An 18998-nucleotide genomic window follows, 5' to 3' on the forward strand; every position below is an offset into this window, starting at 1 on the left:
CTTTCGGAAGTTCGGGTCAGCTCGCGGGCTCGGCGACGAGCTTGGTCTCCAGGTACTCCTCGAAACCGGCCACACCCATCTCGCGGCCGATCCCGGACTGCTTGTAGCCCCCGAACGGGGCGTCGGCGGCGTACCAGATGCCGCCGTTGACGCCCAGCGTGCCGGTCCGTACACCTGCGACGACCCGCGCGATGCGGTCCGGATCGGTGCCGAACACCGAACCCGAGAGGCCGTAGGGGGAGTCGTTGGCGATGCGGATCGCGTCGTCGTCACCGTCGTGAGGAATGATCACGAGCACCGGGCCGAAGATCTCCTCCTGCGCTGTGCGCGCGGAGTTGTCGAGGCCGGCGATGAGGGTGGGTTCGACGAAGAAGCCGCGCTCGTGTTCGGCGGGGCGTCCGCCGCCGGTGACGATCGTGCCGCCCTCCTCGACGGCGAGGCGGATGTATCCCTCCACGCGCTGCCGCTGCTTCTCGGAGATGAGCGGCCCGCACACCGTGCCGGGATCGCGCGGGTCGCCGGGCCGGATACCGCTCATGGACTTCGCGGTCAGGGCCACGGCTTCGTCGTACCGTTCGCGGGGAACGAGCAGTCGCGTGGTGATCGCGCAGCCCTGACCGGCATGCGTGCACACGGTGAAGGCCGCCATCGAGCAGGCGCCGCGCAGGTCGGCGTCGTCGAGGACGATGAACGCCGACTTGCCGCCGAGTTCGAGGAAGACCTTCTTGAGGTTCTCGGAGGCCGCGCGCATCACGGCCCGGCCGGTCGCGGTGGAACCGGTGAACGAGATCAGGTCGACGCGCGGATCCTCGCTCAGCTGTGCGCCGAGGCGGTGATCGCTCGAGGTGACGATGTTCAGCACTCCCGGTGGGATGTCGGTCTCCTCGGCCGCGATCCGCCCGACCAGGGCAGCGCACCACGGGGTGTCGGGGGCGGGCTTGAGCACCACGGTGTTCCCGGCGGCGAGAGCCGGCCCGAGCTTGGCGAAGTTGATCTGGTGCGGGAAGTTCCACGGCGTGATCGCGCCGACGACCCCCACCGCTTCCTTGAGCAGATAGCGGTGGGTGGGGATACCCATGGGGGAGGCGTTGCCGAGATCCTGCCTCCACGCGTAGCTTTCGGCGAGGTCGGCGAAGTAGAGCAGATCGTCGATGGGGCCTTCGAGATGCGCGGCGCTCGTGAGGAATCGGGGAGCGCCGACCTCGGCGATGGTGATCTCCCGCAGTTCCTCGATGTGCTCGCGCAGGGCGTCGCGCAACTGACGGAGGCAGCGGGCTCGGAAGGCGTGGTCGCGTGACCAGTCGGTGTCGTCGAAGGCGCGACGCGCGGCCGCGATCGCGGCGTCCATGTCGGTGGCGGTGCCCTCGGCCGCGTGGCCGAGCAGTTCTTCGGTGCTCGGATCGGTGATCGCGAAGGTGCCTCCGCTGCCGGGTACGAGCTTGCCGTCGATCAGAAGGGTGGAGCTGTCGGTGGGGCGAAGTGTCATCAGACGTTCCCTCGGTTCTGGACAGGTGTCTGGACTATAGTTCGGGCACTCGAGGCAGCGCAATGGGTGAACGGGGAACCTTATGGCAGAAAACAATTCGGGGCCGGACAATTCGACCCCGCTCGCGGGCCGCGTCGTGGTCGTGACGGGCTCCAGTCGGGGGATCGGACGGGCGGTGGCGCGGACCCTCGTCGACGAGGGTGCGCGGGTGGTGGTCAACGGCCGCGACGCCGAGGCGGTGCGCGACACCGTGGAGGAGCTCGTGTCGCAGGGCGGCAGTGCGATCGGAGTGTCCGGTTCGGCGGCCGCCTCCGGGGTCGCGGAGGATCTCCTCGGGGCGGCCCTCGACGAGTTCGGGGCGGCGGACGCGCTGATCAACTGTGCCGGCACCGCGGAACCTCCGGGCTCGTCGATCCTCACGGTCACCGACGAGGAGTGGGACGACCTGATCGATTCGCATCTGACCGGCACCTTCCGTACGTGCCGGGTGTTCGCGCCCCGGTTCGTGGCGCAGGGGAGCGGGGCGATCGTCAACACCGGATCGTTCGCGTTCCTCGGCGACTACGGCGGTACCGGATATCCGGCCGGAAAGGGCGCGGTGAACAGTCTGACCGCAGCGATCGCCGCGGAACTGCGCGAACACGGAGTGCGGGCCAACGTCGTGTGCCCGGGAGCCCGCACACGGTTGTCGACGGGACCGGAGTACGAGCGGCACATCGAGCGACTGCACGAGCGCGGACTGCTCGACGACGTCACCTACGAGGGCTCACGAAACCCGGCGCCGCCGGAGTACGTGGCGCGGCTCTACGCCTACCTCGCGAGCGGCACGGCGACCGTGACCGGCGGAATCTTCGCCGGCTCCGGATGTTTCGTCGGTCGGTTCGACAAGCCGGTACCGACGCTGCTGGCGTGGCGGGACCACGACACGTCGCCGCCCTGGACGCTCGACGAACTCGCCCACCTCGTGGAAGGCGCGAGTCGTGCGGGAGCGCCGGGATAGGTCGGTCCTCGACGAGCTCCGTCGTGTGAGGGCAGGGCTCAGAAGACCCGCAGTCCGAGGCGTCGCCGCGTGCGCAGATCGAGCAGATAGGCCTTCCACAGCAGCGGCCACACCCACGGCGTGACGCGGTGCAGGCGCCGGACCGCCACGAGATAGCGGTCGAAACGCCGCTGGTCGTCGGTGGTCCAGGGGTAGTGCATGAGGTCGCGGAACTCCGGCGGCAGTGCACCGCGGGTGATCAGTTCGAACGACCTGCCGAGCACCCGGTGGATCCCGCGGCCCAGTCGTCCGAGACGCACCTCGAGGAACGCGAGATTGCAGAGCTCGGTGAGGTACTCGCGCACCTGCTCGTTCATGGAGATGTCGGCGACGCCGGCCTTCCACAGTTCCTCGTACTCGTCGCGGGTCGTGGGCCACGACTCCGGCCGGACGTTCAGTGTCGTCGCGAGGGTCGCGCCGTCGCGGAGGATCCGGGCGTACTGCTCCTCGGTGAGCGGGCCGTAGAGGAACTCGTGCTGGTCGATGAAGTACTCGAGCAGGCAGGCGGCGACCCACAACTGCAGGGCAGGGGAGTTGGCGCTGTAGCGGACCTCCGCGCCGGGTGACGAGGTGACCCGGGCGTGGATCTTCCGCACCGACTCGCGGACGAAATCGCGGTCGGCGTCGTTACCGAACACCGCGACCGCCAGATAGGTGCCGGTCGTGCGGGCCCGCTTGATCGGATGGAGATCGGCGCGGCCGGTGTCGACCGTGCTGTCGACGACGCCCTGGCCGACGCCGGGATGGGCGAGCTGCATGATGACGTTGGCGGCGTTGATCGTGCCACCGAGCGGTGAGACGAGGTCGCCGAGAGTGTCGATCGTCCGCATGACCCCTCCATCTGAAGACGGACGTGTTCAGTTGGATGCCACTCTAGCGCGTCTTCGTGGGGTCGAGGGAGGCGCCGGTCAGAACTCCGCGCACGACCGTCTCGTAGATGTGGTCGAGGTCGAGTTCGTCGCCGAGGAAGCCGCTGCTCTGGAGGACCGCGAAGCCGTGCAGGGCGGCGAACATGCCGACCGCGGCCTCGAGAGTCTCCTCCTCCGGAACGCCGCAGGATGCGAGCATCGTGCGCAGGGCGACATTGGCATCCAGTGCGGCGGCGAGCAGGCCGTCGCGGTCGACCGGTGCGGTGGTCAATGCCTCGTAGCGACGGGGATGTTCGAGGGCCCAGGTGTGGTGGGCGTCGATGAGGGCGCGAAGCCCGTCGGCACCGCTGCGGCCCATCGCGACCTCGCGCAGGTGCGCTCCGAGATCGCTCATCGCGCGGATCTGCACGGTCGCCCGCACGTCGTCGAGATTGCGGACGTGGTTGTACAGCGAGGCCGTGACGATTCCCAAGCGCGACGAGAGGGTGCTCATCGTGAGCTGTTCCCATCCCAGCTCGTCGACGATTCCGAGCGCTGCCGCGACGACCTTGTCGCGGGTCAGTGTCCGTCGGCGCACGGGCCGGGAGTTGTCGTCTGCCATGAAAGCAGTCTAAGGGGCTTCCATTCCAAACGAACGTGAGTAGTTTGTAAACGAATGCCATTCGTACAATCCCACGAGAGCGGCTTCATGACGACTTCACCCACAGATCTCAAGAATCCCGACGTCTTCACCCAGGGGGTCCCGCACGACTACTTCTCCGAACTCCGGCGCACCTGTCCGGTCCACCGCCAACCCGAGGAGGGCACCGCGGGCTTCTGGGCCGTCACCCGGCACGCCGATGTCATCGCGGTCTCCCGCGACAGCACGACCTTCTCCTCGGCGCTCGGAACCACCCAGATCGACGATTTCGACGAGGAGACACGCCTGAAACAGGCGTCCATGCTGCTCAATCTCGACCCGCCGGAGCACACCCGCCTGCGGCAACTCGTCAGCCGAGGTTTCACCCCCCGCATGGTGAAGACGCTCGAGGAGCGTATCCGGCAGACGTGTGAACGCACCGTCGACGCAGCGATCGAGGCCGCACGCGACGGCGCGGTGATCGACTTCGTCCCGGCGATCTCGGCACCCCTGCCGCTGGAGGTGATCGCAGCGCTGCTCGGCGCACCGGCCGAGGACGTCGGGAAGCTGTACGACTGGTCGAACCGCATGATCGGCTGGGACGACCCCGAATACGGCACCACCCAGGAGGACGGCGAACTCGCCGCCGCCGAGATCTTCCTGTACGCCAACGAGATCGCCGCGCAACGGCGAGCCGAACCGCGCGACGACATCGTCTCGAAGCTGGTGTGTCCCGACGAGAACGGCGACACGCTCTCCGAGATGGAGTTCGACATGTTCTTCGTCCTGCTCGTCATCGCGGGCAACGAGACGACGCGCAACGCGATCTCGGGCGGGATGCAGGCCTTCGTCGATCATCCCGAACAATGGCGCAGGCTGCAGGACGATCCCGGCCTGATCGACAGCGCCGTGGAGGAGGTTCTGCGCTGGGTCACGCCCGTGGTGGGCTTCCGCCGCACGCCCACCTGCCCGGCCTCGATCGGCGACCAGCAGGTCGAACGGGGCGACAAGGTGATCATGTACTACCCGAGTGCGAACCGCGACGAGGAGATCTTCGACGACGCGCACGTCTTCGACATCGGACGCGAGCACAATCCGCACGTCGCCTTCGGCGGGACGGGTGTGCACTTCTGCCTCGGGGCGCATCTGGCGCGACTCGAACTGCGGATCATGTTCGAGACCCTCGCCGCCCGTATCGACCGGGTCGAGCCGGCCGGCGAACCGCGGCGGTTGCGGTCGAACTTCATCAACGGCATCAAGTCCATGCCCGTCCGTATCCACCCACGAGAGCACTGAATTCGTCGAATGAACGCGACGCGGGCATTGCCGACCCCCTCCGACCGTAGTAATGTCCAGACACGTGTCCAGAAACGTGAATCTCGAATCGACCCGCCGTCGCCTGACCGAGAAGCAGGCCGACACGGTTGCGAGGCTCACGCAGGCTGCGGTCGAGGTGCTCCGCGAGGAGGGCTTCACGGGGTTGACGGTGCGTATGGTCGCCGCCCGCGCCGGAGTCGCCCCGGCCACCGCCTACACCTACTTCTCGTCCAAGGAACACCTCGTCGCGGAGGTGTTCTGGCGTCGCTTGGCCAACGCTCCCACGGCCGACGCCGAGAGCACGAGCCGTGCCGATCGGGTGGTCGCGGTGCTGAGGGGAATCGCGCTGCTGCTGGCCGACGAACCCGAACTCGCCGCCGCCGTCACCAGTGCACTGCTCGGTCACGACCCCGATGTCGAACACCTGCGTGCGCGCATCGGACTCGACATCCGTCACCGGATCTCGGCAGCGCTCGGCGCCGACTCCGATCCGGACGAACTCGAAGCACTCGAACTGCTCTACGCCGGCGCGCTCGTCCGGGCCGGCATGGGCTACGGCACCTACGAGAAACTCGCCGACAGGCTGGAGACATCCGCCCGACTTCTATTGGAGTGATCCATGATCCAGGCATCCCCGGGCTCCGCGTCGCACGCAGGGCCCGCTTCGCCCGATCCACCGACGCTCGGCCCCGTGATCTTCAACCCGTACGACTACGCCTTCCACGAAGATCCGTATCCCACCTACCGCCGCCTCCGTGAGGAGGACCCGGCCTACCACAACCCCGACCTCGGATTCTGGGCCCTGTCCCGCCACGCCGACGTCGTCGCGGCCTTCCGCGACAACACTCGCCTCTCGAGCGCCAACGGTGTCTCGCTCGATCCGTCCGCCTACGGGCCCAACGCCCACAAGGTGATGTCCTTCCTCGCCATGGACGACCCGCGGCACATGCGCATGCGCCGCCTCGTCTCCAAGGGGTTCACTCCGCGCCGCGTCGCCGACCTCGAAGAGCGCATCCTCGAACTGACGCTGCGCTACCTCGAACCCGCTGTGGAGGCAGGGGAATTCGACTGGATCTCGGAGTTCGCGGGCAAGCTGCCCATGGACGTGATCTCCGAACTGATGGGTGTGCCCGAATCCGACCGCAGCGAGATCCGCCGTCTCGCCGATCTCGTCGTCCACCGCGAGGAGGGCGTGCTCGACGTGCCGGTCGCCGCGATGGAGGCATCGCTGCACCTCGTCGGTTATTACGCCGACATGCTCGCCGAACGCCGGAAGAAGGAGACCTCCGACCTCACGTCGGCGTTGCTGGAAGCCGAGATCGACGGCGACCGGCTCACCGACGACGAGATCATCGGCTTCATGTTCCTCATGGTGGTCGCGGGCAACGAGACCACCACGAAACTGCTCGGCAACGCCCTCTACTGGGGCGCGCACAACAAGTCCGAGGTGGCGCAGGTCCTCCACGATCCCGCCCGCGCACCGCAGTGGACGGAGGAGACCCTGCGCTACGACACTTCGAGCCAGATCGTCGCCCGCACCGCCGTCGCCGACATCGAACTGCACGACGCCACCATCCGGTCCGGCGACAAGGTCCTGCTGCTCATCGGATCCGCCAACCGCGATTCCGACGTATTCGACGCCGCCGACGACTTCCGCATCGGACGGGACAGCTCCCAGAAGATCGCCAGTTTCGGTGGGGGAGTCCACTTCTGCCTCGGTGCGCACCTGGCCCGCCTCGAGGCGAACATCGCGCTCGAACAGTTCGCCCGGCGCGTCGCCGACTACGAGATCGACGAGGACCGCTGCGAACGTGTCCATTCCACCAATGTCCGAGGCTTCGCGGCCCTTCCTGTAGAGGTAACCGAACGACATGCCTAGATTCGAACCCCACCCCGAACGTCGTCCCGCGCTGGTCGCCGGGGCCTCCTCGGGAATCGGTACCGCCACCGCCTACGCGCTCGCCGAGGCCGGACACCCCGTCGCACTCGGTGCGCGCCGCGTGGAGGAGTGCGCGGCGATCGCGGAGAAGATCCGCGGTGAGGGCGGCGAGGCCTTCGCCCACTTCCTCGACGTGTCGTCCACCGAGTCCGTCGACGAGTTCGTCACCGCAGCGGAAGAGGCTCTGGGCCCCGCGGAGATCGTCGTCTCGGGCGCGGGCGACATGGATTTCGCGTTGCCGCACGAGATGGACCCCGATCGGTTCGCCTTCCAGGTCAACGTGCACCTGATGGGCACGCAACGCCTGGCCCACCGCGCGCTGCCCGGCATGATCGAACGCAAGCGCGGCGACTTCGTCGTGATCGGATCCGACTGTGCCGTGCTGCCCCGGCCGTGGATGGGTGCCTACAACGCCGCCAAGACCGGCCTCGAAGCGCTCGTCCGCGAGATGCGGATGGAACTCGAGGGCACGGGAGTCCGCGCGTCGGTCGTGCGTCCCGGACCGACACAGACCGGCGCCGGCATGACCGCGCCGGCCGAGGTGCTCGAACCGATGCTCGAGGACTGGGGCACATGGGGATTCGCGCGACACCCCTACTTCCTTCGTGCATCCGACATCGCCGCGGCCGCGCTCTCGGTCGTCTCGGCCCCCCGCGGCGCCCACATCGTGCTCATCGAGGTTCAACCCGAAGCACCCCTGCGGAAGGACAATCCATGACCACACTCGTCGAACCCCGGCGTGTGTCCGGCGGCGAACACGAACACGGCCACCTCGAGGAACTGCGCACCGATCCCATCGCGCTCATGCGCCGGGTGCGTGAGGAGTGCGGCGACGTCGGGGTCTTCCAGCTCGCCGACAAGAAGGTCGTACTCCTCTCCGGTGCAGAGGCCAACGAGTTCTTCTTCCGGGCTGCGGACGAGGATCTCGACCAGCAGGCCGCCTATCCGTTCATGAAGCCGGTCTTCGGCGAGGGCGTCGTCTTCGACGCCAGCCCCGAGCGCCGCAAGGAGATGCTGCACAATTCGGCGCTGCGTGGCGAACAGATGCGGGGCCACGCGGCGACCATCGACCGCGAGGTGCAGGACATGGTCGCCGGCTGGGGCGACGAAGGCGAGATCGACCTGCTCGAGTTCTTCGCCGAGCTGACGATCTACACGTCGTCGGCCTGCCTGATCGGCAAGAAGTTCCGCGACCAGCTCGACGGACGATTCGCCCACCTCTACCACGACCTCGAGAAGGGCACCGACGCCCTGGCCTTCGTCGATCCCTACGCGCCGATCGAGAGTTTCCGGCGACGCGACGAGGCCCGCCGCGGACTCGTGGCCCTCGTGCAGGAGATCATGGACGGGCGCATCGCGAACCCGCCGCAGGGCAAGGAGGACCGCGACATGCTCGACGTCCTCGTCTCCATCAAGGACGAGGACGGCAAGGAACGTTTCAGCGCCGACGAGATCACCGGCATCTTCATCTCGATGATGTTCGCCGGCCACCACACCACCTCGGGCACGGCGGCCTGGGCGCTCATCGAACTGCTGCGCAACCCCGAGTACATGCAGCAGGTCACCGCCGAACTCGACGTCCTCTACTCCGACGGCGAGAGTGTGAGTTTCCATGCGCTGCGGCAGATCCCGGTGCTCGAAGCGGTCCTCAAGGAGACGCTGCGCCTGCATCCGCCGCTGATCCTGCTCCTTCGGGTCGCGCGCGACGACTTCGAGGTCGCCGGCTATCGGATCTCGGAGGGCGATCTCGTCGGTGCGACACCGGCGATCTCCAACCGCATCCCGGAGGACTTCCCGGATCCCGATGCCTTCGATCCCGGCCGCTACATCGACCCGAACCAGGAGGACATCGTCAACCGGTGGACCTGGATCCCGTTCGGGGCCGGCCGGCACCGCTGTGTGGGAGCGGCGTTCGCGCTCATGCAGCTGAAGGCGATATTCTCGGTTCTGCTGCGCGACTTCGAGTTCGAACTGTCCCAGCCGCCCGAGACCTATCGCAACGACCACTCCAAGATGGTGGTCCAACTCGAACAGCCGTGTGCTGTGCGGTACCGACGACGCACCCGGGCGGCGTCGGACACCGGCATGGCGACGCAGGAGTGAGGTTCGGATGAGGATCGAAGCAGATCTCGATCTGTGTCAGGGACACGCGATGTGCTCGATGGAAGCCCCGGACGTCTTCTCCGTCGCCAAACGGGGTGAGGTGGAGATCCTCCTCGATCCGGTGCCGGAGGAGATGCATGCCGACGTACGAGCAGCTGTGAAGTACTGCCCCACCCAAGCCCTTCGCATCGTCGAAGACTGAGGACCAGGAGACAGGATGGCCACGTTCGATCGTGCCGAGCTCGACGAGATGATCACCCGCTGGGTCGACGCCAACAAGCGGGCCGAGGCCGAAGGCGATTGGAAGCCTTTGGCCGACATGTACGCCGAGGACGCCACCTACGGCTGGAACTACGGTCCGAAGGACGAGTTCATGGCCGTGGGCCGCGAGGAGATCCGCGATCTCGCACTGGGCCAGGAGATGGACGGGCTCGAAGGCTGGCAGTATCCCTACCAGCAGTTCGTCGTCGACGAACGCTCCGGCGACGTGATCGGCTTCTGGAAGCAGGTCGCCGACAGGACCCGTGAGAACGGTGAGCACTACTCCGTGCACGGTATCGGCGGGAGCTGGTTCCGGTACGGCGGCAACTTCCAGTGGTCGTGGCAGCGCGACTTCTTCGACTTCGGCAACGTCTCGCACCTGTTCCTCGAGATGATCACGGCGAATGCGCTGTCCGACGGTATGCAGAAGCGGATCGAGCGATCGACGGGGAAGAAGCGGCTTCCCGGCTGGTACCGGGTCGGCGAGTCGCCGGTCCCGTTGTGGTGACCGCTGTGGACACCGGCGGATCGTTCGCCGCGCTCTCCCGCACCGACCTCGCCGTGCTCGTCCCCGAACTGTTGCTGTGCGGTCAGCTCATCGACCGTTCGGGGATGGCACATCTGATCTCGGCGTTCGGTCGGGAGGGCATGGCGGAGGTGGCCATCGAGGAATGGCAGGCGTCCTCGCCGTGGTACACGCGCCGCATGCAGCGTGCCCTGAAGTTCGAGGGCGACGACGTCGTCACCATCTTCAAGGGCATGCAACTCGACATCGGGGCGCCCCCGCAGTTCATGGACTTCCGCTATCGCGTCCACGACCGCGACCACGGCGAGTTCTGGCTCGACCACTGCGGGGCACTGATGGACGTCGAGCCGCTCGGCGACGCCTACGTGACCGCGATGTGCCACGACATCGAGGACCCGACCTTCGACGCCACCGCCCTCGCCACCAATCCGCACGCGAGGGTGCGGCCGATCCATCGGCCGCCCCGCGCGCCGGCCGATCGGCACCCGCACTGCGCATGGACGGTCACGATCGACGCGTCGTACGAACCACCGGCTGTCGAACCACACACCGAAGCGCTCGGCCGGACCGCGGCCGTGGCACTCGAGCTGAGTCCGATCGACCGGGACGGTGAAGGGAGACACGACTATTCGGGACCTCTCCTCGCAGACCTCCGGTTCGACGAGTTCTCGAAGTCGGCCCTGGTACGCATCGCCGAAGAGGTGTGCCTGCAACATCACCTGCTCGCTCTCGGCTTCCTCATGAGTGTGCGCAAGCGGACCGACGAGCAGTCCGCGATCGAGCTGACCCGTAAGCAGCTCACCGGCATCGCCGGCATCACGTCCGAGCGCATCCGTACCGCGCTGGGACTGCCGCGCTCGTTCGCCGGCCTGGCCGCGGTACTCGACGTGCATCCGCTGCTGGCACCGCACCGGTACGTCGATCGGGTGATCTGTTTCGACGACGACGCGCTGGGTCTCCGGATCAACCGGCGAGGTGGCGCCTTCGACGACGGGTCCTGGCCCACCCTGATCGACCCCGAACACCTCGGTCCGCTCGACGCCCTGGTGCGTGGTGTGGATCCGCACTTCACCACCCGCCTGGTCTCCGAGACCGAAGAGGCACTGGTCGTCGAGGTGTTCCGTGCCGAATCCCCGGCGAACGAGTGCGACGAGGTCGCCATCACCCGCTTCAGCACGGGTTCGTCCTTCGTCTTCGAGGATCGGGGTATCCCCCTCCCGCTCACGGTTGTCTGACCACGCTCCAGGAGAGCCATTCGTGAATACTGCGCTGTCCCGCCGTACCTTCCTGCGGGGAACCGTCGTCGGCGGTGCGGCTGTTGCCGCGTTGTCGTTGTCCCCGATCCCACGCGCACGCGCCGAGGTCACCGAGGAGCGCCATCGGGCGGTCGTCGTGGGCAGCGGATTCGGCGGTGCGATCACCGCGCTGCATCTCGGCCGGGCCGGTGTGCAGACCCTGGTCCTCGAACGGGGCATCCGCTGGCCCACCGGGCCGAACGCCGAGACGTTCCCACACATGCTGCAACCGGACCGGCGCATGTCGTGGTTGTCGTCCGCCCCGGTGATGACCGGTACTCCGCCGATCCCGACCGAACCGTTCACCGGGCTCATCGAACGGGTTCCGGGGAACGGTATGGACGTCATGTGCGGCGCGGGGGTCGGCGGGAGTTCGCTGGCCTATCACGGCATGACCGTGCAGCCCGACGGGCAGCGATTCTCCGATTCGGTGTCCTCGCGTATCGATTACGAGCTGCTGGCCTCCGACCACTATCGGCGGGTGGCGGGGATGCTGCAGGTCGCGACCATCCCGGACGATCTGCTCGACCACGATCGGTACCGTTCCTCACGCCAGTTCCTGGACCGTGCAGGTTCGGAGGGCTACGACACGTTCAGGGTGCCGATGTGCATCGACTGGGACTTCGCGCGACGGGAGCTGACCGGGGAACTGAAACCGTCCTACACGACCGGCGACGTCATCTACGGAGTCAACAACGGCGGTAAGTTCTCGGTCGACGTCACCTATCTCGCCGAAGCCGAACGCACGGGGCACGTCACGGTCGCGCCGCTGCACCGGGTCGACGACATCGAGCGGGCACCGGACGGCACCTGGATCGTGCACGTGGACCGGATCCACACGGACGGAACGGTTCTCGAACGCAAGCGGATCATCACACCGGCGTTGTTTCTCGGCGGCGGATCGGCCGGCACGACCCGTCTTCTCGTGAAGGCGAAGGCGAAGGGACTCGTCCCCGATCTTCCCGACGGCGTCGGAACGGGATGGGGCAACAACGGTGACCGGGTGTTCGCCGTGACGAGTCCGCTCGTCAGCCCCGGCGACCATCAGGGCGGGCCCGCCTGTGTGGGTATGCGCGACTACACCGACCCCGCCGGACCGTTGATGATCGTCACCGGTCCGGTGCCGTTCCCCGTCGATGTGGGAACGACGACGATGATCGGTCTGGGGATCGTCGACGGCCGGGGAGTCTGGCACTACGACGCCGGCCGCGACGATGCGGTCCTGAACTGGGATCAGGCCTACGATCGGGAACTCACCCGTGCGATCGAGGCCCGCATCCGGCGGATCGCGGGACCGGCCGCGATCGTCATCGACGTCAACGCCGTCGACATCAACACCTTCCATCCGCTCGGTGGTGCGCCGTTCGGGGTGGTGTGCGACGACGTGGGTCGCGTGCACGGCCAGCCCGGCCTGTACGTGGTGGACGGCGCCAAGATCCCGGGGTCGACCGGGGCGTGCAATCCGTCCATGACGATCGCGGCGCTCGCCGAGTACGGCGCCGACCACATCGTCTCGCGCGACCTGGACCGCGTGTTCTGACCTGACGGGTGGTTCCGGTGGCTCGGCCACCGGAACCACCCCTTCGGTCTCAGCCCTTCGCGGCCGACAGACCGGCGCGACGCCCGAAGAAGCTTCCGTCGCCCAGCGAGGTGCCGCTCGCATACCCCCAGGCGCACACGCCCGACGTGCAGCGACCCGCGGCGAACAGGCCGGGGATCGGATCGCCGGACACGTGCAGTACCTCCGAGTTCACCGAGGTGCGCAGGCCGCCGAGCGTGAAACCTGCTGTGCAGTTGCGGAGATCGAGCGCTGCGATGGGGCTGCCGATGGGCTTGACCCACTCGCTCTTCTTGCCCAGTACCGGATCGCTGCCGTTTTCCGCGTGCTTGTTGTAGACCTCGACGGTCGCCTGCAACGTGCCGGCCGGCAGCTCCATGTCGGATTCGAGTTCGGCGACGGTCTCCGCGACCCACTTCGGTCGGAACTTGAAGAAGGGTGTCGAACTCGTTGCCGCACAACCCTCCTCGTACGCCTGTTCGTCGATGATCAGGTACGCCTGGTTGTCGTTCTTCAGCAGCGTCAGCTGGCCGATGCGACCGGGGTAGGTGTCCTCGGGGACGTAGCGCTGACCGCGGCCGTTGACGAGGATGCCCCGGGCCATCAACTGCGGGTCGCCGAAGAAGGCGACCTCGGTGGCATCCATGTGCGCGAGATCGGCGCCGAGCGCCTGCGCCATGCGGATCGCGCGGCCGTCGTGCTCCTCGATCGCCGCACCCGGGCGACCGCTGAGCTGCGGCGCGTACGACTCGACCATCTCCTTGTTGTACGCGAAACTGCCGGTCGCGAGGACGACGCCGCGGCGGGCCCGGATGTGGACGTCCTTGCCGTACTGCTTGGCCACCAGGCCCACGACGCGTCCGTCGCCGTCGACGATCAACCGCTGCACCCGCACGTCGTATTCGGCGCGCACACCGAGACTTTCGGCGACCTGAGAGAGCGGCTGCATGAGCATGTACCCACCGCCCTTCTCACCGGTGCGCTTGTCGGTCATCTGCGGGACGTGGCCGCGCGGCGCGGGCGTCGCGATCTCGTTGAAGGGTGCGGAGTTCTCGCCGCCGGAGTACATCAGGCCGTCGTCGCCGGGGATCTCCCAGCCGGGTTCGCCCCAGAAGCTCTCCTTGAACACCACACCGTTGTCGACGAGCCACTCGTAGTGTTCGACGCTGCCTTCGCAGTACTCGGTGATCTTCGCTTCGTCGGCTCCCGGCCCGAGCGCGGCGAGCATGAACGCCTTCATGTTCTCGGGTGTGTCGTCGAATCCGAGGGCCTTCTGCAGCGGGGTGCCGCCGCCGAGGTAGACGATGCCGCCCGACAGTGAGGCGGCACCGCCCCAGCCCCCGGTCCGTTCGAGCACGAGCACGTCGGCACCCGCGCGGGCGGCCTCGATGGACGCCGAGACACCGGCGATGCCGTAACCGGCGACGACGACGTCGGCTTCGTGGTCCCAGGTGGAGACGCTGTCGGCGGGAAGGGGGTGGAGATCGGTGCTCATCGGGGTCCGTTCGGGTCGGTGATCAGTGGTCGAGTTTCGAGGCGAGTCGGTCGATGTACGCGACGACGTCGTCCTGGGGACGGTCGGGCAGGCCGAAGATCACCTCGGTGACCCCGGCGTCCTCCCAGATCCTCAGTTGCTCGGCGTCGTGACGGCCTGCCAGGGCGAGGATCTCGGGAGTCCCTGCACGGCCGGCATCGGCCCAGGCCTTGTGGAGGCGCGCGACGTTGTCGACGACGTTGTTCTCCGTGGGTGTGGTGATCCACCCGTCGGCGTGGCGGACGATCCAGTCGAAGTTGCGGTCGGTGGAACCGGCGCCGAGGAAGATCGGGGGCCGCGGCTGCTGTACGGGTTTCGGCCACGCCCAGCTCGGCCCGAACGCGACGAAGTCTCCCTCGTAGGAGGCCTCTTCCTCGGTCCACAGCGCCTGCATCGCTTCGAGATACTGGCGCATCGCGGTGCGCTTCTTCTTCGGCGGTACGCCGTGGTCGGCGAGTTCCTCGGCGTTCCAACCGAATCCGACACCGAAGTTCACCCGGCCGCCGGAAAGGTGATCGAGGCTCGCGATGGTCTTGGCGAGCGTGATGGGGTCGTGCTCGAGGGGCAGTGCGACGGAGGTGCCCAACTTGATCGTCGACGTCACCGCGGCGGCGAGTCCGAGCGCCACCCACGGATCGAGGGTGCGCATATAGCGGTCGTCGGGAAGGGTCTCGTTGCCCGTTCCCGGATGCGCGGATTCGCGACGGATCGGGATGTGAGTGTGTTCGGGCACATAGAAACTGTCGAAACCGCGACTCTCCGCGGTCGAGGCAGCGACTTCGGGCCGGATTCCCCGGTCGCTCGTGAACAGGGTGATTCCGTGGCGCACAGCAGCCCCTCTCCAGACGGTGACGGAGAAAATGTAACGCGTTCTACATCCGGAGGGAAGAGATTTCCGGACACCTGTCTGATTGTGGCCGGTCGGCGGTACGAAAAGGCAGGCGCACCACGCTGAACTATCCTCGAAACGGGCATGAACGGAAGGTGGCGTGATGACGGAGCAGTCGACGACGGAGACCGCGGGCGAGGAGTCGGCGTCGACGCAGACCTCGCGACCGGCCCTCGGGTCCACCCGGTCGCCCGGTGCGGGCCTGCGGCCGGCGCAGCGGGCGCGGTACATGCGGATCATCGCCTCCGCCGAGGAACTCGCCTCCGAGGGTGGCTACGACGCCGTGCAGATGCGGGCGGTCGCAGACCGATCCGGTGTCGCTCTCGGCACGGTCTACCGGTACTTCCCGTCGAAGAACCACCTGCTCGTCGTGGCGCTCGTATTCGAATTCGAGACCGCCGCCGAAGCCGTGACCACCGCGGAGATCCCGGGCGACGGTGCCGCCGAGCGTCTCATGGGCGTCCTGCGCGGGGTGATGCCGCGGCTGTCCGAGAATCCGCTGCGCTACGACGCGCTCATCCGGGCGGCGATGTTCGCCGATGCGTCCTCGGCGCCCGAACTCGACCGTCTCGGTGAGGTGCTCACCCGACTGTTCGCGCAGGCGGCGGGCATCGACATCGTCACCGAAGAGGTGCTCAACGCCGTGCGGATCATCGCCGACGTGTGGATGTCGGCGCTGGTCGCGTGGGTGGCGGGCCGGCAGTCGGTCGACGATGTGCTCGCGCACATGGACACCGCCGTCACGCTCGTGTTCGACCGGCTGAATCGACTGCAGCGGGCGAGCTGAGGCCCACCCGCTGCAGTTCGAGTTCGGGGTTCGATCAGGCCGGCACGTCCACGATGCCGATCGTGGGCAGGAAGAAGCACTGCGCGTCGCCGTTGCGGACGTTGCCGAAGACGGCCGAGAGCACGGTGCCCGATCCGGTCTCGACCGGCGCGACCCGCACACCACCCAGCGGCAGCGTGTCGGCAATGAAGGTCGTGATCGCCTGCTCGACGAGCCCGCGCAGGTCTTCGGGAACCCCGGCCGGGATGGCGCCCGCGGCCGCCTCCTCCGGCGTGCCCATCGGCACGAAACCGCCCTGGAAGGTGTTGACGTTGAACCACGCGAGCTGGATGCCCGAGGTGTCGGCGTCCTCCTCGAGCCCGACGGGGACGAAGGCGAAGAGCGTCTCGGCAGGGGAGACGACGTTCAGGTTCTCGGACACGAACGGGATGTCGGAGTTCGGCCACGGCCCGGGCAGAGCGCCCGCAACGGCCGGCACGGTGCCCAGCGGCAGGTCGCCGTCGGCCGTGCAGAACGGTGCGCCGGTGGGGTAGAGGAACGGTTCGACGCCGAGGCGACGCAGGAACTCCATGCCGTCCTCGTAGGCGCCGAGCGGGGTCGCTTCGGCCGCGTCGACCGCGCTTCCGCGTGCGTTCGCGATCGCTTCGGCAGCAGCGAGAGTCGTGGGATCGACGCCGGGCAGCGCGCGGAGGGCTTCGAGCGAGCTCACGAGCGGGCTCGTGGCGGGCGCTTCCGCCGGTGCTGCCGGCTCCGCGGGCGCGGGTTCGGCGACGGCGACGGCGGGAAGTGCCAGGCCGGCGGCGACGGTCAGGGCTGCGGCGGCCGAGATGCGACGCATCCGATTGCGGTGTCTGCGGCTCATGTGGGGTTCTCCTCCTGTGGGTCGTGACACCCGACGGGCTCTACCTAACTCTAAAGTAGAGGTTTAGAGTACGACCGTTCCAGGAGACCACAAGGGCGGCGCTCCGGCCAGAGCGCCGCCCCGTGGTGTTACCGAACCGACACCCATGTGGGTCGGTTGTGCAGATGATCAGTCCGGATCGTCCGGATGCTTTCGCAGATGCAGGATGCTCAGCAGGAGACCGCCCCACAGCGTGACGAGGGCGAGAATCATCATGGCGACGGCCGCTGTGCTCATCGGGTACCTCCGGTGGACGAGTCGGGTCCGGGCGAGGGATCGCCGGACGAAGCAGGCGCCTGGGCGGACGCGAGCGGACGGTTTTCGTCCAGCTCGTATTCCTCGTCGATTCCCCTGCGCCACGGGATGAACGTCAGGAGGACGGCGAGGATGATCACGCCGGCCTGCACGCTCCACCCGAAGGCCGTGACCAGGCTGTCGGGAAGACCGCCGTAGCCGTCGCGGACACGGTCGCGGATCTCGCTGAACAGCATGTAGCCGAGGACGAGCGGGGTGATGATGCCCGTGAACACCATCCAGCCCGTGCCGACCTTGAACGACGACACCGAGTTGAGGTGGTCGCGGAGTTCGGGCAGACGACGATAGATCCACGCGACCACCACGAGCGCCACGAAGGCGACACCCACGATGCCGAACTGGTTCGCGAAGCGGTCCACCACGTCGAGGGTGTTCAGGCCGGTGGTGGTGGGGAAGAGCAGCAGCGACACGATCGCCGACACACCACCGATGGCGAGAACGGCAGGCACCCGGCCGAGGCCCGTCTTGTCCTGGAAGGCCGAAACGGTCACCTGGATGATGCTGATCATCGACGTGAATCCGGCGAAGACCAGCGAGCCGAAGAACAGCACACCGAAGAGCGGGCCGCCGGGCATCTCCGAGACGATCGTCGGGAAGGCGATGAAGGCGAGACCGATACCGCCGGCGACCACCTCACCGACCTCGACGCCTTGCGCCTGGGCCATGAAGCCGAGAGCGGAGAAGACACCGATGCCGGCGAGCACCTCGAAGCTCGAGTTCGAGAACCCGACCACGAGACCCGAACCGGTGAGGTTCGTCTTGCGCTTGAGGTACGACGCGTAGGTCACCATGATGCCGAAGGCGACGGACAGCGAGAAGAAGATCTGCGCGTACGCCGCGATCCACACCCCGGTGTCGGTCAACGCCGACCAGTTCGGGGTGAAGAACGCATCGAGACCGGTGGTCGCGCCGTCGAGGGTCAGCGACCGGACGACGAGCGCACCGAACAGCAGGACCAGCAACGGCACGAAGAACCGGTTGGCGTTGCCGATACCGCGCTGGACGCCGAGAGCGAGCACCGCGAGCGTCGCGATCCAGACCAGCAGCAGCGTCCACGCGACGCCCGGCACGAAGCTCAGGCCGAAGGTCGCATCGGTGTCCTGGTTCAGGAACGAACTCATGAAGAAGCCTTCGGGATCGTCGCCCCATGCCTCGGTGATCGAGAAGAAGGTGTACCGCGCGGCCCAAGCCACGATCACCGCGTAGTACACGCCGATGACGAAGCACACCAGCACCTGCCACCAGCCGATGAACTCGGCGCCGCGGCGCAGTCTGCGGAAGGCCAGCGGCGGCGAGCCGCGGAACTTGTGCCCGATCGCGTAGTCGACCAGGAGAAGGGGGATACCCGCGGTCAGCAGCGCGACCAGATACGGGATCAGGAATGCGCCACCACCGTTCTCGTAAGCGATGTACGGGAAGCGCCAGATGTTGCCGAGTCCGACCGCCGAGCCGATTGCGGCCATGATGAACACCGACCGGCCCGACCAGACCTCCCGTTTACGTGTGACCTCGTGCTGTGCCACGGACCTCGTCCCTCCATTCATTCGGATGGAGGACAAC

General features: G+C 67.4%; 19 protein-coding genes. 11 read left to right on the forward strand and 8 right to left on the reverse strand.

Annotated features, from left to right (window positions below):
• Positions 1-16: 16 nt before the first annotated feature.
• Positions 17-1486: an aldehyde dehydrogenase gene (locus AC0LPE_RS03840; RefSeq protein WP_088897458.1), complete on the reverse strand. Its 1470-nt coding sequence runs from the start codon at positions 1484-1486 to the stop codon at positions 17-19.
• A gap of 82 nt (positions 1487-1568) precedes the next feature.
• On the opposite strand from AC0LPE_RS03840, the gene AC0LPE_RS03845 reads away from it, so the two are divergent.
• Positions 1569-2486, forward strand: coding sequence for an SDR family NAD(P)-dependent oxidoreductase (locus AC0LPE_RS03845; RefSeq protein ID WP_145691349.1), 918 nt, complete (start codon positions 1569-1571; stop codon positions 2484-2486).
• Positions 2487-2524: 38 nt separating this feature from the next.
• Here AC0LPE_RS03845 and AC0LPE_RS03850 read toward each other — a convergent pair whose 3' ends face one another.
• Together AC0LPE_RS03850 and AC0LPE_RS03855 are read right to left on the reverse strand one after the other, a co-directional pair.
• On the reverse strand, positions 2525-3355 hold the full coding sequence (locus AC0LPE_RS03850) for an oxygenase MpaB family protein (protein WP_490605631.1): 831 nt from the start codon (positions 3353-3355) through the stop codon (positions 2525-2527).
• A 43-nt stretch (positions 3356-3398) separates the two neighbouring features.
• Entirely contained in the window at positions 3399-3995 is a 597-nt protein-coding gene (locus tag AC0LPE_RS03855; RefSeq protein ID WP_490605632.1) for a TetR/AcrR family transcriptional regulator, read from the reverse strand.
• An 87-nt stretch (positions 3996-4082) separates the two neighbouring features.
• Here AC0LPE_RS03855 and AC0LPE_RS03860 point away from each other — a divergent pair, with 87 nt between their 5' ends.
• The 9 genes from AC0LPE_RS03860 (at position 4083) to AC0LPE_RS03900 (ending at position 12994) form a co-directional block, all read left to right on the forward strand.
• On the forward strand, positions 4083-5309 hold the full coding sequence (locus AC0LPE_RS03860) for a cytochrome P450 (protein WP_268655184.1): 1227 nt from the start codon (positions 4083-4085) through the stop codon (positions 5307-5309).
• 76 nt (positions 5310-5385) lie between these two features.
• The gene (locus tag AC0LPE_RS03865) at positions 5386-5946 is read left to right on the forward strand and encodes a TetR/AcrR family transcriptional regulator (protein ID WP_016693012.1); all 561 of its coding nucleotides are present in this window, start codon (positions 5386-5388) and stop codon (positions 5944-5946) included.
• Positions 5947-6021: 75 nt separating this feature from the next.
• Entirely contained in the window at positions 6022-7209 is a 1188-nt protein-coding gene (locus AC0LPE_RS03870) for a cytochrome P450 (protein ID WP_016693013.1), read from the forward strand.
• On the forward strand, positions 7202-7987 hold the full coding sequence (locus AC0LPE_RS03875; RefSeq protein ID WP_145691345.1) for an SDR family oxidoreductase: 786 nt from the start codon (positions 7202-7204) through the stop codon (positions 7985-7987). The genes AC0LPE_RS03870 and AC0LPE_RS03875 overlap by 8 nt, the downstream gene beginning before the upstream one ends.
• Positions 7984-9372, forward strand: coding sequence for a cytochrome P450 (locus AC0LPE_RS03880; protein WP_490605633.1), 1389 nt, complete (start codon positions 7984-7986; stop codon positions 9370-9372). Before AC0LPE_RS03875 ends, AC0LPE_RS03880 begins: the two co-directional genes overlap by 4 nt.
• A 7-nt stretch (positions 9373-9379) precedes the next feature.
• A complete protein-coding gene (locus AC0LPE_RS03885; RefSeq protein WP_088897856.1) occupies positions 9380-9574 on the forward strand; it encodes a ferredoxin in 195 nt (64 codons plus the stop codon).
• A gap of 15 nt (positions 9575-9589) precedes the next feature.
• Positions 9590-10141 (forward strand): Cif family virulence factor, encoded by a 552-nt coding sequence (locus AC0LPE_RS03890; RefSeq protein ID WP_490605634.1) that lies wholly within the window; start codon positions 9590-9592, stop codon positions 10139-10141.
• Complete coding sequence (locus AC0LPE_RS03895; protein WP_088897855.1) at positions 10135-11394, forward strand: hypothetical protein; 1260 nt, start codon at positions 10135-10137, stop codon at positions 11392-11394. The genes AC0LPE_RS03890 and AC0LPE_RS03895 overlap by 7 nt, the downstream gene beginning before the upstream one ends.
• A gap of 22 nt (positions 11395-11416) precedes the next feature.
• Complete coding sequence (locus AC0LPE_RS03900) at positions 11417-12994, forward strand: GMC oxidoreductase (RefSeq protein WP_490605635.1); 1578 nt, start codon at positions 11417-11419, stop codon at positions 12992-12994.
• Between the two features lie 49 nt (positions 12995-13043).
• On the opposite strand, the gene AC0LPE_RS03905 is transcribed toward AC0LPE_RS03900, so the two are convergent.
• The gene (locus AC0LPE_RS03905; protein ID WP_145691340.1) at positions 13044-14507 is read right to left on the reverse strand and encodes an FAD-dependent oxidoreductase; all 1464 of its coding nucleotides are present in this window, start codon (positions 14505-14507) and stop codon (positions 13044-13046) included.
• Positions 14508-14529: 22 nt separating this feature from the next.
• Positions 14530-15375 (reverse strand): LLM class F420-dependent oxidoreductase, encoded by an 846-nt coding sequence (locus AC0LPE_RS03910; RefSeq protein ID WP_455408127.1) that lies wholly within the window; start codon positions 15373-15375, stop codon positions 14530-14532.
• A gap of 163 nt (positions 15376-15538) precedes the next feature.
• On the opposite strand from AC0LPE_RS03910, the gene AC0LPE_RS03915 reads away from it, so the two are divergent.
• Complete coding sequence (locus AC0LPE_RS03915; protein WP_490605636.1) at positions 15539-16222, forward strand: TetR family transcriptional regulator; 684 nt, start codon at positions 15539-15541, stop codon at positions 16220-16222.
• 34 nt (positions 16223-16256) lie between these two features.
• On the opposite strand, the gene AC0LPE_RS03920 is transcribed toward AC0LPE_RS03915, so the two are convergent.
• The 3 genes from AC0LPE_RS03920 to AC0LPE_RS03930 all read right to left on the reverse strand — a co-directional run bounded on the left by AC0LPE_RS03920 (position 16257) and on the right by AC0LPE_RS03930 (position 18982).
• A complete protein-coding gene (locus AC0LPE_RS03920) occupies positions 16257-17084 on the reverse strand; it encodes a hypothetical protein (RefSeq protein ID WP_088897851.1) in 828 nt (275 codons plus the stop codon).
• A gap of 168 nt (positions 17085-17252) precedes the next feature.
• Complete coding sequence (locus tag AC0LPE_RS03925; RefSeq protein WP_006551747.1) at positions 17253-17360, reverse strand: methionine/alanine import family NSS transporter small subunit; 108 nt, start codon at positions 17358-17360, stop codon at positions 17253-17255.
• Entirely contained in the window at positions 17357-18982 is a 1626-nt protein-coding gene (locus AC0LPE_RS03930) for a sodium-dependent transporter (RefSeq protein WP_455431349.1), read from the reverse strand. The genes AC0LPE_RS03925 and AC0LPE_RS03930 overlap by 4 nt, the downstream gene beginning before the upstream one ends.
• Between the last annotated feature and the right edge of the window lie 16 nt (positions 18983-18998).

Source organism: Rhodococcus sp. S3, assembly GCF_058211795.1.

Coding starts and splice junctions, on each gene's coding strand:
- AC0LPE_RS03860 (WP_268655184.1), top strand. CDS start 4,083: ATGACGACTTCACCCACAGATCTCAAGAATCCCGACGTCTTCACCCAG.
- AC0LPE_RS03875 (WP_145691345.1), top strand. CDS start 7,202: ATGCCTAGATTCGAACCCCACCCCGAACGTCGTCCCGCGCTGGTCGCC.
- AC0LPE_RS03845 (WP_145691349.1), top strand. CDS start 1,569: ATGGCAGAAAACAATTCGGGGCCGGACAATTCGACCCCGCTCGCGGGC.
- AC0LPE_RS03840 (WP_088897458.1), bottom strand. CDS start 1,486: ATGACACTTCGCCCCACCGACAGCTCCACCCTTCTGATCGACGGCAAG.
- AC0LPE_RS03920 (WP_088897851.1), bottom strand. CDS start 17,084: ATGAGCCGCAGACACCGCAATCGGATGCGTCGCATCTCGGCCGCCGCA.
- AC0LPE_RS03915 (WP_490605636.1), top strand. CDS start 15,539: ATGACGGAGCAGTCGACGACGGAGACCGCGGGCGAGGAGTCGGCGTCG.
- AC0LPE_RS03850 (WP_490605631.1), bottom strand. CDS start 3,355: ATGCGGACGATCGACACTCTCGGCGACCTCGTCTCACCGCTCGGTGGC.
- AC0LPE_RS03925 (WP_006551747.1), bottom strand. CDS start 17,360: ATGAGCACAGCGGCCGTCGCCATGATGATTCTCGCCCTCGTCACGCTG.
- AC0LPE_RS03890 (WP_490605634.1), top strand. CDS start 9,590: ATGGCCACGTTCGATCGTGCCGAGCTCGACGAGATGATCACCCGCTGG.
- AC0LPE_RS03880 (WP_490605633.1), top strand. CDS start 7,984: ATGACCACACTCGTCGAACCCCGGCGTGTGTCCGGCGGCGAACACGAA.
- AC0LPE_RS03930 (WP_455431349.1), bottom strand. CDS start 18,982: ATGAATGGAGGGACGAGGTCCGTGGCACAGCACGAGGTCACACGTAAA.
- AC0LPE_RS03905 (WP_145691340.1), bottom strand. CDS start 14,507: ATGAGCACCGATCTCCACCCCCTTCCCGCCGACAGCGTCTCCACCTGG.
- AC0LPE_RS03855 (WP_490605632.1), bottom strand. CDS start 3,995: ATGGCAGACGACAACTCCCGGCCCGTGCGCCGACGGACACTGACCCGC.
- AC0LPE_RS03885 (WP_088897856.1), top strand. CDS start 9,380: ATGAGGATCGAAGCAGATCTCGATCTGTGTCAGGGACACGCGATGTGC.